We start from the raw sequence: 15,413 nt of genomic DNA on the forward strand, positions 1-15,413 counted from the left end.
TTCACGTTCGTCTGTTTGATGTAGAGGACTTTGCCCACCAGGATGCCGCCATTGGCGGAAACGAAACGGCCGGGCTCGAATACCAGGCGGAACTTGCGGCCCTTGAAAAGCGGCAGGATTTTTTTGGCATACTGCTCCGCGGTCTGCGGCTTTTCGTCGCGATACACGGCACCGAGGCCGCCGCCCAGGTTCAGGTAGTCGATCTTGAGCTTGTAACTTTTTTCCACCTGGTCCACGAACTTCAGCACCTTTTTGAACGCGAGGAAAAACGGCTCGGGGCTCAGGATCTGCGATCCGATATGCACATGGATCGCGCAGAAGCTGATGTTCGCATACTGCTTGTTGCGCGCGAGGATCCCACGGGCGGTTTCCATGTCGATGCCGAACTTGCTCTCGGCCTTGCCGGTCGTGATGTGGTGGTGCGTGTGCGCGTCGACGTCCGGATTCACGCGCAGCGAAACGCGCGCCGTCTTTTTCATTTTCCTGGCGATGGCATTGATCAGGTCCAGCTCCGGCGCGGACTCGACATTGAAAAACAGGATGCCGTAAGCCAGCGCCGCTTCGATTTCTTCCGGCGACTTTCCCACACCTGCGAACACGATCTTCTCCGGGGCGCAGCCCACGCGCTTGGCGCGCGCGAGTTCTCCGCCGGAAACAATGTCCAGGCCCGCGCCTTTTTTGATCACGGCCTTCAGGATCGCTAGATTGGAATTGGCCTTCATCGAATAGCAGATGAGCGGCTTCACGGAGGCAAAGGCCTTCTGGATCTTCGTGATGTGGTCCGTGAAGGTCTTGTAGCTGTAGATGTAAGCGGGCGTTCCCGTCTTTTTGACGATGTCCGCCACCTTCACATTTTCGCAGTAAAGTTCGTTGCCTTCGTATCTGAAATCGTGCATGGATATTCCCCTGATTATTTTTTCTTGAGGCGCAGGCCCAGCGCCGTGGCCCAGCGGCCGAGCTCCCGGGACACGTTCGCCGGATGCGTGCTCCCGACGGTCTTTTTGGACCGGACGGAAACCGAGGCATCGAAAATTTTGTAAACGTCTTTGTCGAAGACCGGTGTGAACGACCGGAACTCCTGCAGCTCGAGCTCACCCAGATTTTTCTCCTCGGCCGAGGCATGCGCAACCATTTGACCAACAAGGCTATGCGCCTCGCTGAACGCCATGCCTTTGCGCACGAGGTATTCCAAGATGTCGGTCGAGAAGATCGCGTCGTCCTGCACCGAGCGCTGCAGCGCGGCCGGGACGAATTTCACGCTCGCCACCGTGAGCGCGAGAAGCTCCAGCGTGAGGACGGTCTTGGCCAGCGCGTCGAACAGCTGCGGCTTGTCTTCCTGAAGGTCGCGGTTATAAGCAAGCGGCAAGCCTTTCTGGATGACGAGCAGCGCCTGGAGATAGCCAAAAATCACGCCGCTCCGTCCCCGCGTCAATTCGAAGATGTCCGGGTTTTTCTTCTGCGGCATCAGGCTCGAACCCGTAGCGAACTGGTCGTCCAGCTCGATGTAGCCGAACGGTTCCGAATTCCAGAGGATGAAATCCTCCGAAAGCCGTGAGAGATGCATCCATAAAATGGAAAGCGCGGCGAGCGTTTCGGTGATGAATCCCCGGTCGCTTGTGGCCGCAAGGCTGTTCGGAGCTATGCGGCTGAAGCCGAGTTCTCTCGCAAGAAATTTCTGGTCGAGCGGAAGCGCAGAGCCCGCCAAGGCCGCGGAACCCAGCGGCATCACATCGAGACGCTTCTGAGCGTCCCGGAGCCGGCCCGCATCGTCTTCCAGCATTTCGACGTAAGCGAGCAGATGATGCGCGACAAGCACCGGCTGCGCCTTGCGCAGGTGCGTCATGCCGCTCACAAGAGAATCGCCCGCGTTCGAAGCGGCCTTCACGAGCCCCTTCTGAAGGCTTTGGACGGATTCCAGCGCCTGCGCGATTTTCTTCCGGAGATAAACCCGCGTGGACGTGACGACAAGATCGTTGCGGCTGCGGCCCGTATGGATTTTCTTGCCGAGGCCGCCCACTTTCTTTTCCAGCGTCATCTGGACGAGCGTGTGGATGTCCTCGTAATCCTTGAGCCATTGCCGGTCGAGCGCGTCGTCGGTGAGTTTCGGCGCGAGTTCCTTGCCGGTTTGCACGAGGGCCCGCACCAGTCGCGCGGACTCCGCCTTGGAAATCAGCCGGATGCGGCCGAGCATTTTCGCCCAGGCCACGTCGATTTCGATCTCGGCTTCGAGCAGTTCCTTGTCCACGGCCAGCGAATAGCTGAAGTCCTTCAGAAGCGGATGGGCCGGTTTTTTGAACCTCCCGCCCCACAGGGCCTTCGCATTTTTATTTTTTTTTGCCATGGATTTTCCCGATCAGCTCAGCGCCATCTCCTGCAGCGCGGGTTTCTTTTCCTTTTTCGCGGACTTTTTCTTGCCGCTCATCATGCCTTCGTACGGCATGCCCCAAACCTTCATGAAGCCCTGGGCCGCCTTGTGGTCAAACGCGTCATGGGCGGAATAGGTCGCCAGCTTCTCCGAATAAAGCGAGAACGCGGATTCCCTGCCCACGCAAACCGCGTGGCCTTTTTCCAGCTTCACCTTGATTTTGCCGGTGACGCGGCTCTGGTTCACCGCGAAAAACGCGTCGAGCGCCTGCTTCAGCGGCGTGAACCACTGCCCGAAATAAACGAGCTGCGAATACTTTTCGGAGAGCACGCGCTTGTAGTGAAGATATTCCCGGTCCATAACCATGCTCTCGAGCTCCGCATGCGCCTTCAGCAAAATCTCCGCGCCCGGGGCTTCATAGACTTCGCGGCTCTTGATGCCGACGAGCCGGTTTTCAATCATGTCGAAACGGCCGACGCCGTATGCGCCGCCGATTTCATTCAGGCTCTCGATGAGGTCGACCAGAGTCTTGCGCGCGCCGTTCAGCTTCACGGGAATGCCGTTCTCGAAATCGATCGTGATGTACTTCGGATCGTCCGGGACCTGAGAAATATCTTTGGTCATGACGTAGGCGTCTTTCGGCGGTTCGGTCATGGGATTTTCCAGGATTCCGGCTTCGATCGCGATGCCCCAGATGTTCTTGTCGATGGAGTACGGGCTGGCCTTCGTCGCGTCGACCGGGATGTTGTGCTTCCGGGCGTAATCGATCTCCTCTTCGCGGGACTTGAATTCCCATTCGCGCAGAGGCGCGATGATGCGCAGTTCCGGCGCGAACGTCCGGACGCCGACTTCGATGCGGACCTGGTCATTGCCTTTGCCCGTGCAGCCGTGCGCCACGTATTCCGCCTTTTCCTTCAGCGCGACTTCCGCGAGACGCTTTGCGATCAGCGGCCGGCCCAGCGCGGTGGCCAGCGGGTATTTGCCTTCGTAGCGCGCCTGCGCCCACAGCGCGGGCATGAGGTACTCTTCCGCGAACGTCTGCTTCAGGTCTTCGACGATGACTTTTTTGGCGCCGCCGGCAAAGGCCTTGCGCTCGAGCTTTTTCTTGTCTTTGACTTCGCCGATGAACGCGGAAAAGCAGACGACGTCGAGGTTGTATTTGTCCTGGAGCCACCGGACCGCGCAGGAAGTATCAAGACCGCCGGAAAATGCGAGTACGACTTTCTTTCTCATTGGAATCTCCTCTAAAAAGTGGAATGAAGAAACAAAAGGACTGCTTTCTGAATATGCAGGCGGTTTTCCGCCTGGTCGAACACGACCGAATTTTTGCTTTCCATCACGTCGTCGGTGATTTCCTCGCCGCGGTGCGCGGGAAGGCAATGCATGACGATCGCTTTTTTTCTGGCGAGATCCATGAGCTTCTTGTTGATCTGGAAGCCCTTGAATTCTTTCAGCTTTTTGTCGCGGATCTTTTCTTCGCCCATGCTGACCCAGACGTCCGTGTACAGGACGTCCGCGCCTTCAGCCGCTTCCCTCGGATCGTGGGTGCCGGAAATTTTCGCGCCGGTCTTCGCCGCGATCTTCTGCGCCAGGTCGAGGACTTCTTTCGCCGGCTCGTGCTTTTTGGGCGTGGCGTAGCGGAACGTCCCTCCCAGGTGCGCCGCGAGATACAGCAGCGAATTCATGACGTTGTTGCCGTCTCCGATGAAGGCCACGACGGGCTTCGACAGGTCGGAAAAATGCTCCCGGATCGTGAGATAATCCGCCAGCGCCTGGCACGGGTGTTCCCTGTCGCTCAGGCCGTTGATGACCGGCTTCTGGAAATATTTCTCGAATTCCGTGATGGTCTCGTGCGCGAACGTGCGCATGATGATGCCCGCGAGGTAGCGGTCGAGGACGCGAGCCACGTCGCGGACTTCCTCGCGCTCGCCCAGCTTGATGTCTTCGGGGCCGAGATAAACCGTGCTGCCGCCCAGCGAAAAAATGCCCGCGTCGAACGAAACCCAGGTCCTCGTTGAGGGTTTTTCGAAAATGAGCCCGAATTTATGGCCGCGCAGCGCGTTCTGGAATTCCTCGGGAAAGCGTTTCACTTCCTCGGCGAGAGAAAGGATCTTCTCGATGTCGCGGATTTTCAAGTCGTTGATGGAGATCAGATGCCGCCTCATACGGCCTTCGCCTCCGCGTACGCTTCCTGGAACGACTCCTCGAGGATTTTCACGGCCTTGTCGACCTGCTTCTTGGAAACGGTCATGGCCGGCATGATCCTGAGAACTTTATCCTGCGTGCAATTGATGAGAAGGCCTTTTTTCCGCGCCGCGTCCACGACAGGGGCGCCGGGCTGCGACAGTTCCAGGGCGCACATGAGGCCGAGCCCGCGCGCGTCCGTAATCACGCTGAACTTTTCCTTGAGGCCGCTCAGCTTTTCAAGAAGATACGCGCCCATATCCTTCGACTTCTTCAGGAGGCCATCTTTTTTGATGGCGCGGAAAACGCCGAGCGCGGCTGCCGTCACGAGCGGATTGCCGCCGTACGTCGAGCCATGTGAGCCCGGGCCGAACACGCCCTTGGCGACCTTGTCATTGATCACGAGCGCGCCGATGGGGACGCCGCCGCCGAGCGCCTTGGCCAGCGTCATGACTTCCGGTTCCACGCCATAATGCTGGAACGCGAACATCTTGCCGGTGCGGCCCATGCCGGTCTGCACTTCATCGAACATCAGCAGGATCTTTCTCAGGTCGCAGAGGTAGCGCAGGCCTTTGATGAATTCCTCGGTCGCGATCTGGACGCCGCCCTCGCCCTGGATGGGCTCGAGAAAAATACCGATGGTCTTGTCCGTCACCGCGGCCTTCACGGAATCCAGATCGTTGAACGTCGCATAGCGGAAGCCTTCGAGCAGCGGCTGGAAGCCATTCTGGATTTTGTCCTGGGCCGTCGCGGCCACCGCGCCCATGGTGCGGCCGTGGAAGGATTTCCGGAACGTGATGATCTCGTAGCGGCTGCCGGCACCGAATTTGCGCGCGAACTTGATCGCTCCTTCGGCCGCTTCCGCGCCGCTGTTGCAGAAAAAGGTTTTCGCCGGAAACGCATGATTCGAAATTTCCTGGGCGAGCTGCGCCTGTTTGAGATTCAGGAAATTGTTCGAGATGTGCAGGATCTTCGAGGCCTGCTTCTTGACCGCGCTCACGACGGACGGATGACAATGCCCGAGCGCGGAAACCGCCCAGCCCGGGAAAAAGTCCAGGTACTCATTGCCTTCCAGGTCCCAGACACGCGAGCCCTTGCCCTTGACCAGGCACACGGGTATCTGGGTATACGTCGGAAGAATGAATTTTTCGTAAAGCGACTGCACTTCTTTTGTTTTCATTTATTTTCCTAGCCCGGGGAGGAGAAAGCCTACAGGGTGATTTCGGTCCCGATACCTTTGTCCGTGAAAATTTCCAGAAGCAGCGAGTGTTTGATGCGTCCGTCGATGATGTGCGCTTTTTTGACGCCGCCTTCGAGGGCCGTCATGCAGGCCTTGACCTTGGGGATCATGCCGCCGCTGATGATTTTTCTGTCGATCAAGTCCTGGACGTCTTTGCACTGGAGCGACGAGATAAGCGAATCTTTGTCTTCGACGTTGCTCAGGATGCCGTTGACGTTGGTCAGCACGACCATTCTCTGGACGCCCATGGCCGCCGCGATCGCGGCCGCGGCATCGTCCGCATTGACGTTATAGGCATGGCCGCCCTCGTCGATTCCGATCGGATAAATGACCGGGATGATGTTGACCCCTGTCAGTTCTTTCAGCGGGGAGATGTTCACGTACTGGACCGCCCCGACATAGCCCACGTCGCCGTTTTCCGTGTGCTTGGTCACGTGGATGATGTCGGCGGAATGTCCGGAAAGGCCGATGGCGCGCGCCCCGAATTTGTTCAGGTCATGCGCGATGTCCTTGTTGATCTCGGCCAGAGTCTCGATCACGGTATCGATCGTGGCCTTGTCGGTGACGCGCAGGCCGTTGACGAACTGGCTCTTGATGCCCTTCTTTTTCAGATTCTCGGTAATGTGAATGCCGCCGCCGTGGATCAGGATGGGCCGGATCCCGACATAGTTCATGAAAACCAGGTCGTGCAGCACATTGTCGCGGATGCCTTCGTAGGTGAGCGCCGCGCCGCCGTACTTCACCAGAAACTCCTTCCCCCGGAACTTCTTAATATAAGGAAGGGCTTCGATCAGGATGTCCGCTTTTTCGACTAATTCTTGCATGGCTTCCGGGCCCGTTGAAAAATGCCCGCTCCTCGTTGGTCGCTCTTCCTTTAAGAGTAAGAGCCGTTGATAAGCACGTACTTGGTAGTCAAATCGGAAGTGATGAAATCGGCATTGCCGCGGCCCTTGCCGATCACGACCGTAATGGGATACTCGCGCCGCTGCAGCACCTTCCGGGCCTTGGGAAGATTGAGCGCTTTCATCCTGCCCTGGTGCACGACGGTGACGTCTCCGAACGTGATGCTGAGATTGTCGGGATGGAACTGGACGCCGCTCGCGCCGACCGCGGCCGCGATCCTGCCCCAGTTCGGGTCCGCGCCCGCGAGCATGGTCTTGAAAAGCATGGAATTGGCGATCTGGCGCGCCGCCCTTTCCGCGTCGCTCGGGCTTTTCGCGCCCCGGAGTTTCAGGGTGCACACGTGCGTGACGCCTTCGCCGTCCTTGATCATTTCGTACGCGATGATGCGGCAGACTTCTTCCAGCGCTTCCCGGAAAAGCCGGTAGTCGCGGTCGACCTTGTGCAGCACGGGATTTTCGGCCTCGCCGTTGGCAAGGACGAACACCATGTCGTTCGTGCTCATGTCGTTGTCGATGGCAATCTGGTTGAACGTGTCGTCCACCGCGTGCCGGATGGCGCGCCGGAGCAGCGACTTGGTGATCGCACAGTCGGTGGTGATGAACATCAGCATGGTGGCCATGTTCGGATGCACCATGCCCGCGCCTTTCGCGCAGGCGCCGATGGAAACTTTTTTCCCGCCGAGCATGAAAGAAAGCGCAACCTGCTTCACGGTCCTGTCGGTCGTCATGATGCCCTTGGCCGCGGCGCGTCCGCCGTTTTCCGTATTCGCCAGCCTCTTGATCAGCGTGGGAATGGCGCGCTTCAGCCGGGGCGTAGGAAAAGGAATGCCGATCAGGCCGGTCTGCGCGATGAGCACTTCCTCGGGAAGATAGCCCAGCTTCGTCGCCGCTTCGGTCACGCAGTCGTGCACGGCCTGCTTGCCCACGTCGCCGTTGATGCAGTTGGCGTTGCCGCTCGAACCGAGAATCGCGTGGTGCTTGGCCGCCTTGATCGCCTTCATGGAATGAAGGACGGGCCAGGCCTTGAGCCGGTTGGTCGTGAACGTTCCCGCGGCCACGCAAGGCGTCCGCGACACGATGAGAGAACAGTCGTATTTGCGCGGATTGCGCTTGATGCCCGAATGGCAGCCGCTGGCAAAAAAACCCAGGGGCGTCGTGACTGTTCCGTTTTTATGCTTTTCCCAAAATGGCTTCACCATGCGTTGAGTCCTTCTCTCTCAGGAAAGCCGAAGCAGACGTTCAGGTTTTGGACCGCCTGGCCTGACGCCCCCTTCAGCAGATTGTCGATAGCCGTGACCACGATCACCCGGTCGGATGCCGGATCCACGTGGCAGCCGATGTCGCAATAATTCGTGTGCTGCACGTCCTTCAAGGACGGGAATTGCCCGTCGGCCTTGAGCCGGACGAAAGGCTCCTTGTGATAGGCCTTTTCAAACACCTGCCGGATTATCTCCGGGGAGGTCTTTTTCTTCCGGCGCACGTACATCGTGCTCAGGATGCCCCGCGAAATCGGCAGAAGATGCGGTACGAACGTGACCTTGACGGCCGCGCCCGCGATGTCCGACAGCGTTTGTTCGATTTCCGGCGTGTGCTGATGCTTGCCCACGCGATAGGCGTAAAAGTTGTCGTCCAGCTCGTAGAACTGCGTGGCCATGTTCAGTTTCTTGCCCGCGCCGCTCACGCCGGACTTCGCGTCGATCACGATCGAATCTTTTTCGATCACGCCTTCCTTTAAAAGGGGCGCGAGGCCGAGAGCCGCTCCCGTGGGATAGCATCCCGGGTTGGCGATCATCTTTGCGTTCCGGATTTTTTTCCGGAAAAATTCGGGAAGGCCGTAAACCGCTTCCTTCAAAAGGCCGTGGGTCTCGTGCCGGACTCCATACCACTTTTCATAGACACGGTAATCGCGCAGCCGCAGGTCCGCGGAAAGATCGATCACCACTTTTCCGGCTTGCCGCAATTTTTCCGCGGTCTTCATGGCCTCTGTATGCGGGAGGCAAAGAAAAAAAACGTCGCTGGAACGGACCAGTTCGCGGAACGAATGTTTTTTGATGCGAAGATCGATTTCCGCCGGCAGGCTCGGAATCAAGGACTGGACCGGAAACGATTCTTCCTGCCGCGTAGTCAGGGCGCTGATCCGCGCGTAAGAATGGCGCAGAAGAATTTTGATTAATTCTACTCCGGTATAACCCGTCGCTCCGACAATGGCGCAATTTAACATTTCCGTCGCCCGAGGCCCCAAATCCAGGCGCCTTCGGACATAAACCTCCATGAAACAAAGGATTATAGGAAAGGCCTCCCGCCTTGTCAATTAAAGCGAGACCCTTCTCCGCCTGAGGACCTTCCAAGCCGCAAAAACAGGCAAAAAGGTTGACGAACGGCCCAAGAACCCCTATTTTGTAGATCAAAAGGGACCCAATTCCTGAAAACCCCCGTTTCCAGGCATTTTTTCCCTCCTAAAGACCCCATGTTCAAAAAGCCAAGCCGCTCCAAAGCATTGACCGGAGCCGTGTGCGGGATCCGTTTCCGTTCACGGAAGCTCCTGGACTCTGCCCTGACCCATCCCTCTTACCGGCACGAACACGAACGGCTCTGGGACCTGGAAAACTTCGATCGTCTTGAATTCCTGGGCGACGCAGTGCTCAACCTCGTGATCTGCAAAAAACTCTACAAACTTTTTCCCGAGGCGCATGAGGGAATCCTCAGCCGCATGCGCTCGACGCTGGTTTCCCGCAAGATCCTCTCGCGTATCGCGCGCCACCTGCTGCTCGCGAAAAAAATACGCATCGGAACCAGCGCGTGGAACCACCAGGCGCTTGCCCGCGATAAAATCCTGGCCGACAGCTTCGAGGCCCTGATCGCCGGGCTCTATCTCGACCAGGGATTTGCCGCGACGGAAAAATTCCTTCTCAAGCAGTTCCTGCCTTACATGGATGCGAAACGGCTTCTGCGTCTCGACCCAAACCCCAAAAGCGCATTGCAAGAAATCTGCCAGAAAAACTGGCAGAAGCTTCCCCGTTATCTTTTTACGGCGGGGCCGGAAGGCGTTTCGGTGGAAGTCCAGGCGCATGAAGACTGGAAAGCGACGGCCGTCGCGAAAACGAGAAAGATGGCCGAGGAAAAAGCGGCGCGCACGCTCGTGCGCCTGCTGCGTCAGGAGTTGGGGGCCGGCGCCGGAGCAGGCTCGGCAAAAGCGTCTTCGGGCAGGAAATTGCGCAAGGGCTGACGGTCCCTTTTTTTCAGAATGTCTTTGACCAGGTTCGAACGCACGTCCGGGTCCGGTTTCAATTCCGGTCTCTCCAGATAACCGGACAAAAGCAGCGGAATGGGCCCCAGGAATTCCTTTTCCGCTTTGGCCTGTTCGTCGGGCACGATGAACTGCGAATTGACATAAGTCTTCATGCGGTAATTCAGCAGTCCGTCGAACCCCAGCTCGCCGCTCGCCTGCACCGTGAAGTCCTCACCCAGGATCGCCAGATTTTCCGCCGTGAATTTCTTGTTCTTGATCTGGAAATCCGCGTGCATGTCATGGAACAGCGTAGCTCCGGAAGCCTGGGACTCCAGGCTGGAAAGCCCCTGGATTTTGGCCGCGGTCCCCAGCAGGTCGAACGTGTGGAATTCCCCGTTGGTCACAAGCAGCGTCCCGTCGCCTTCCACCGCCGGCTGCCAGTCCATGCCGGCCTGGTAGGTGCCGCGGACATTTCCTTTCAGGAAGAGATTTCCGTCCATGAGTTTCTGGGCCGCGTTTTCGCCCGAGTACGAGAGCTTCAGCCGGGCAAGGCTCAGCTTCTGGACGTTGATGCCGCCCTCATAGGTGAGCCCGCCGGTTTCTGCGAATGCGCCTTTAGCCTGAAGCTTGACCTGGCCTTCATACGCTTCGAATTTGAGCTCCGGCATTTCCCATTTGCCTCCGCCGACTTTTATGCCGAACGAAAAATGGGCCGCGGATTCGCCTTCCGGGAAGAAACTTTTGACGCCGTTTTCGGCTTCGGCGATTTTTTTGCGGCCGTCTTCGGAAATCCACGGCCCGGCCAGCGCGCCGACCGTTTCGAGAAGACGGTAAGGCTCCACTTCGTCGGAAGAGACCTGGGATTCCACGACCGGGATCTGGTTGAGATTGTAGACCGACAAATTGGTCGTCAGCGCGTGCTCGCCTACGGAAAACCGGCTCTGCCGGATTTCCAGGGAAAGCGGGCTGATGTCCATGGACAGCTGCACGTTCTCGATGCCCTTGCCCGAAGGGTCTTTGATGCTGCCGTTTTCGAGGCTGACGTTGAACATGTTCGAGGTGTTCTGGACCTTGCCGAGATTGCCTTTGAAATTGGCCAGCACCTTGATGCCGCCAGTGAGAGCATAACCTTGCAGCGGCGGGATCAGGTCCTGCCATCCCGCGACATCGAATTTGTTGGTGATGACGTTGAGCTGCCCCTCGCCTGTTCCCAGATTGAGGTCGGTCACCGTCCCTTTCAAAGTAGCGCCTTTCAGCCGCGCGGAAAAATCTCCGGAGAGAACATGGCTGTCCTGCAGCAGGTAATCAAAAGAAAAATTGAGCGGCAGGTCCTTGGGCTTGGAGAAAAAGCGGGCGTACGTGAGCAGCGCGGGCGACAAATCCCAGTTCGCATGGACCGACAAATGGTCCCAGGTCCCGGAAAAAGACATTTCCAGGTTGCTCTGCCCGGAAAAGCCGACATTGAAAGGAATCAGCTCTTTCAGGTTGATGAAATAATGCGGGATATTTTCCAGGACGACTTTGGTTGCCGAAACGCGCAGGTCCTGGATTTCCTTGGTGCCCACGCGCACTTCCCCGCTCGCGGCCAGATCGCCCATGGGCAGATGCACCGCGAACTGATCGATGTCGAGGACTTCCGTTTCCGGGTTCCAGCGGTTTTGCGCGGAAAATGCGATGTCGAATTCCGGCGCGGCGGGCGCGTTGGGATCGTCCGAGAGCTTGTAGGAAAAATTTTTGACCTGGGCCTCGGAGCGCAGCTGCAGCCACGGCTCGCCGCCGGCCTTGGTCAACGTCCACAAAAGCGAGGCCCTTCCGGATATCGGCACCACGCCCAGCATTTGTTTGACGGTTTTTTTGAGCAGCCCCACCGGAATGCCGTCGAACTTCCAGAAAAGCTCCATGGCCAGCCCGTTCCAGTTCCATTCTTCAAGCGAATTCGTGCGGATCGTGCCTTTCATGGAAAGCGCGTTGGGCGCGCCTTCGAAAGAGCCCGTCAGCTCCACACGCACGGGTGCTCCCTTGTGCACCGGGCCTGACCGGACGCGCAGGTCGCGGAACGGGACGATCTCTTTCTGGAAAATGCCGGCGGCAGGAAGCTCGAGCGCGCCTTTGGCGCCCGCCAGATCGAAGCCGCGCACGCGGAAGCGCCCGAACAAAAGAGGAAAACGCGCTAGGCGTATCCTAAGTAGATCGGCCTGCAGGTCGAAGGCCGCGGGTTCCAGCGAATGAAGTTTGACGTCGCCGAAGTTGACGGCAAGGAAAGGAAAGTAAGACACCTCGAACGAACCGTACTTGAATTCCCCGGCCGAGGCCTTCTGGATCTTTTCAGCCAGAATTTTTTCGATGGGCCGGGAACGGAAGATAAAAGGCGGCGCGGCAAACAGGACGACCGTGACGAGCACGCTCACGATCGAAACGGCCGTCAGGATTTTGCGCGGATTCAGGACAAGTTGTTTTTTCCCGCCGGCAGGCTTTTGCGGCGAGTTGGGATCGGAGTCGGAAATGGAAGATGTTTGCTCGGAAACCGTCATCAACCTCTCGGGATTGTTGCGGAAACTCGAAAATCCCGTCTCCGTTAAAAGGATGGAACGCCGTTACTGGCCGGTACTGGAGGGGCCCATCGGCGAGTATTCGTAATCTTCAAAAAACGACGAACAGCCGGAAAGAATCGCAAGCCCCAAAAGGCCAAGGAAGGAATAAAAGAGAATCCGCTTCATTATCTCTTGGTAAACTGGAAACGCCTGCGGGCGCCCTTGCGTCCGGGCTTCTTTCTTTCTTTTTCGCGGGGGTCGCGCGTCAGGAAGCCGCCCTGGCGCATCATGGAACGCAGCTTGACGTCGTAATCCAGAAGCGCGCGCGCAATGCCGAGGCTGATCGCATCGGCCTGGCCCGCGATTCCGCCGCCCACGACCTGGGCGCGCACGCGGAAGCGGTCGAAAAGATTAGCGGCGCGCAGCGGCTTTTCAGCAAGCGCCTGGATGCTCTTGCGGCGCAGGTACTCATCACAGTCGCGTCCGTTGACCTTGAATCCCTTTTGTCCGGGGAAAAGCCACACACGGGCGATGGCTGATTTTCTGCGTCCAGTTCCGTAAAATGAATTAGCTGCCATAAGATTCCTTAGAGATTGATCGCGACGGGCTTTTGGGCCTGCTGGCGGTGGTTTTCGCCTTTATAGATGCGAAGGCGTCTGGCCATTTCACGTCCCAGCTTGTTGTTGGGAAGCATGCGCGTCACCGCGAGGCGCAGAATTTCTTCCGGCTTCTTGACCCGGAGATCCTCGATGGTATAAGTGCGGAGGCCGCCCGGATAGCCGGTGTAATGGGTGTGGACCTTGTCCTGCTCTTTTTTTCCGGACAAGTAGACCTTCTCGGCGTTCACGACCACGACCTGGTCGCCCGAAAGCTGGTCGTAGGCAAACACGCGCTTGCCCTTGCCGATCAGGAGCTCAGCGATCTTGGTGGCAAGGCGGCCCAGGGTCTTTCCCGAGGCGTCGACGAGGTAAGTCTGGCGCTTGAAATCTTTCTCAGCAGGACGGAACGTTTTTTGAATTTTGGCTGTCTGGTTCATAAAGGTCGTGTATTCTACCAAGGCTCCTAGGTGGTGTCAAAATCTTTTATAAGGTTTCCCCAACCCGCTAATAGCTCACTTTCAGGAGCGTCAACCCCTGCGGTGGAACGGTTTTACCGGCTTTTTTGCGGTCTTTGGCCGCAAGGATTTCCGAGATTTCCCGGACTTCCATGCGCCCGGCCCCTGCATCCACAAGCGTCCCGACCAGGTTTCGCACCATCTTGTAAAGGAAGCCGTTCCCTTCCACCCGGACCCGCACGAGCGGCCCTTCGGCCGTGACGTCGAAGCGCCGGAGAGTCCTCACGGTCGATCCCTTTTCTTTCTTCGCCGGATCGGCCGCGCAAAACGACCGGAAGTCATGCCGGCCTTTCAAGAGCCGCGCCGCGGCCCGCATTTTTTTCAGGTCCAGCGCCTGCGGCACGTGATACGTTCTTGCCGCAAGCAGCGGCGATCGCACCGGCGAATTCCAAATGCAGTATTCGTAGACCTTCCACTTCGCGCCGTAGCGCGCGTGAAAATCCGCGGCCGCTTCGCGCGCTTCGACAACGGCCACATCCCGCGGGAGCAGCGCGTTCAAGCCGCGTTTCATCTGCGGCGCCGGCATGGCCGAGCCTGTCTTGAAACTAATCACCTGCCCGGCCGCGTGCACACCGCTGTCGGTCCTGCTGCTCGCGCCCTGGATCTTCGTGGGCGCGTTCAGCAGCTGCGAAAGCGCCTTCTCAAATGTTTCCTGAATGCTCGGCTGCCGCGGCTGGCGCTGGAAGCCGCAATAGGCGCTTCCGTCGTACTCCACCACGAGCTTGATCGTTCTCATCTCGAACCGCGAAAAAATCAGCGTTTCGCGGGCTGAAGCTTCGTCTGAAACGCGATCTCCGCGATCTGCACCGCATTCAGCGCCGCGCCTTTGCGGAGCTGGTCGCCGCTCACAAAAAGCGAAATCGCTTTCGGATTCGACGGGTCCTTGCGCAGGCGTCCCACGAGGATGTCGTCCTTGCCGCTCGCGTCGATCGGCATCGGAAAGAGGTTCGCCTTGCGGTCGTCGACGAGACGCAGGCCCGGCGCTTTTTCGAGCGCCTGCTGCACTTCCTTCAGCGAGACTTCGCGGTCGAATTCCACCCAGATCGATTCCGAATGCGCGCGCATGACCGGCACGCGGACGCAAGTCGGGATCACGGGGACGGCTTCGTGAAAAATCTTGGCCGTTTCCTTCATCATCTTGGTTTCTTCTTCGTTGAAGCCCGTTTCCACGTCGACCGCGCTGTTGTGCGAGAAAAGGTTGAACGCGATCTGGTGCGGGAACACGTTCTTGGTCGGCTTCTTCCCTTCCAGGATTTCGCGCGACTGGGTTTCAAGCTCCATCATGGCTTTCGCGCCCGCGCCGCTCGCGGACTGGTACGTCGAAACCACCATCTTCTTAATCTTGGCGATCTGGCGCAGCGGGTTCACGGGCACCAGCATGATGATGGTCGAGCAGTTCGGGTTCGCAATGATGCCCTTGTGCTTAGCGATGTCTTCCGGATTGATTTCGGGGACGACGAGCGGGACTTCCGGGTCCATGCGGAACGCGCTGGTATTGTCCACAACCAGCGCGCCGGCCTTCACAGCCGCGGGCGCGAGCTGTTTGCTGACAGAGCCGCCGGCGCTGGAAAGCACCACGTCGATGCCGTTGAAGGAATCCGCCTTGGCTTCCTGAATCGTGAGCGTTTCGCCGCGGAACTTTACTTTCTGCCCCGCCGAACGCGCGGACGCGAGCAGACGCAGCTCAGCCACGGGAAATTTCCTCTCATCGAGGAGCGTGAGAAATTCCTGGCCCACGGCTCCGGTAATGCCCAACACAGCCACTTTTAACGGGTTCATGTTCTTCTCCTAGCCTTACGGCTTGATATAAGAAAGCACGAGGTCGCCCATCTGCGTGCAGCCGGCTTT

Annotated in this window: 15 protein-coding genes; 1 reads left to right on the plus strand and 14 read right to left on the minus strand. The window is 58.2% G+C overall.

The features are described 5' to 3' along the window. From lysA to argC, 8 genes are all read right to left on the minus strand, one after another. The coding region (gene lysA / locus VL688_07310) for a diaminopimelate decarboxylase (protein HTL47856.1) at window positions 1-896 on the minus strand (896 nt) is incomplete at its 3' end. 14 nt (window positions 897-910) lie between these two features. After that, window positions 911-2,341 (minus strand): argininosuccinate lyase, encoded by a 1,431-nt coding sequence (gene argH / locus VL688_07315; protein ID HTL47857.1) that lies wholly within the window; start codon window positions 2,339-2,341, stop codon window positions 911-913. Window positions 2,342-2,353: 12 nt separating this feature from the next. Then, complete coding sequence (locus tag VL688_07320) at window positions 2,354-3,598, minus strand: argininosuccinate synthase (GenBank protein HTL47858.1); 1,245 nt, start codon at window positions 3,596-3,598, stop codon at window positions 2,354-2,356. Window positions 3,599-3,609: 11 nt separating this feature from the next. Then, window positions 3,610-4,530: an ornithine carbamoyltransferase gene (argF, locus tag VL688_07325; protein ID HTL47859.1), complete on the minus strand. Its 921-nt coding sequence runs from the start codon at window positions 4,528-4,530 to the stop codon at window positions 3,610-3,612. After that, the gene (locus tag VL688_07330) at window positions 4,527-5,729 is read right to left on the minus strand and encodes an aspartate aminotransferase family protein (GenBank protein ID HTL47860.1); all 1,203 of its coding nucleotides are present in this window, start codon (window positions 5,727-5,729) and stop codon (window positions 4,527-4,529) included. Before VL688_07330 ends, argF begins: the two co-directional genes overlap by 4 nt. Before the next feature lie 29 nt (window positions 5,730-5,758). Next, window positions 5,759-6,613 carry an acetylglutamate kinase gene (gene argB / locus VL688_07335; GenBank protein HTL47861.1) on the minus strand — a complete coding sequence of 285 codons (855 nt, stop codon included), beginning with the start codon at window positions 6,611-6,613 and terminating at the stop codon, window positions 5,759-5,761. A gap of 50 nt (window positions 6,614-6,663) precedes the next feature. Continuing rightward, window positions 6,664-7,890 carry a bifunctional glutamate N-acetyltransferase/amino-acid acetyltransferase ArgJ gene (gene argJ, locus VL688_07340; protein ID HTL47862.1) on the minus strand — a complete coding sequence of 409 codons (1,227 nt, stop codon included), beginning with the start codon at window positions 7,888-7,890 and terminating at the stop codon, window positions 6,664-6,666. After that, window positions 7,884-8,912: an N-acetyl-gamma-glutamyl-phosphate reductase gene (gene argC / locus VL688_07345; protein HTL47863.1), complete on the minus strand. Its 1,029-nt coding sequence runs from the start codon at window positions 8,910-8,912 to the stop codon at window positions 7,884-7,886. The genes argJ and argC overlap by 7 nt, the downstream gene beginning before the upstream one ends. A 246-nt stretch (window positions 8,913-9,158) precedes the next feature. Between argC and rnc the strand changes: the two genes are divergently transcribed. Next, complete coding sequence (gene rnc / locus VL688_07350; GenBank protein HTL47864.1) at window positions 9,159-9,917, plus strand: ribonuclease III; 759 nt, start codon at window positions 9,159-9,161, stop codon at window positions 9,915-9,917. Here the strand turns inward: rnc and VL688_07355 are convergent. The 6 genes from VL688_07355 to VL688_07380 form a co-directional block, all read right to left on the minus strand. Next, the gene (locus tag VL688_07355) at window positions 9,845-12,451 is read right to left on the minus strand and encodes an AsmA-like C-terminal region-containing protein (GenBank protein ID HTL47865.1); all 2,607 of its coding nucleotides are present in this window, start codon (window positions 12,449-12,451) and stop codon (window positions 9,845-9,847) included. The genes rnc and VL688_07355 overlap by 73 nt on opposite strands. Window positions 12,452-12,514: 63 nt before the next feature. Further along, window positions 12,515-12,637, minus strand: coding sequence for a hypothetical protein (locus tag VL688_07360; GenBank protein ID HTL47866.1), 123 nt, complete (start codon window positions 12,635-12,637; stop codon window positions 12,515-12,517). Continuing rightward, window positions 12,637-13,029: a 30S ribosomal protein S9 gene (rpsI, locus tag VL688_07365; protein ID HTL47867.1), complete on the minus strand. Its 393-nt coding sequence runs from the start codon at window positions 13,027-13,029 to the stop codon at window positions 12,637-12,639. The genes VL688_07360 and rpsI overlap by 1 nt, the downstream gene beginning before the upstream one ends. An 8-nt stretch (window positions 13,030-13,037) precedes the next feature. After that, window positions 13,038-13,487 carry a 50S ribosomal protein L13 gene (rplM, locus tag VL688_07370; GenBank protein ID HTL47868.1) on the minus strand — a complete coding sequence of 150 codons (450 nt, stop codon included), beginning with the start codon at window positions 13,485-13,487 and terminating at the stop codon, window positions 13,038-13,040. Window positions 13,488-13,554: 67 nt separating this feature from the next. After that, entirely contained in the window at window positions 13,555-14,301 is a 747-nt protein-coding gene (truA, locus tag VL688_07375; protein HTL47869.1) for a tRNA pseudouridine(38-40) synthase TruA, read from the minus strand. Window positions 14,302-14,318: 17 nt separating this feature from the next. Further along, window positions 14,319-15,344, minus strand: a complete 1,026-nt coding sequence (locus VL688_07380) for an aspartate-semialdehyde dehydrogenase (GenBank protein HTL47870.1) — start codon at window positions 15,342-15,344, stop codon at window positions 14,319-14,321. Between the last annotated feature and the right edge of the window lie 69 nt (window positions 15,345-15,413).

This window comes from Verrucomicrobiia bacterium (assembly GCA_035495615.1).
Lineage (GTDB): Bacteria > Omnitrophota > Omnitrophia > Omnitrophales > Aquincolibacteriaceae > DATJFP01.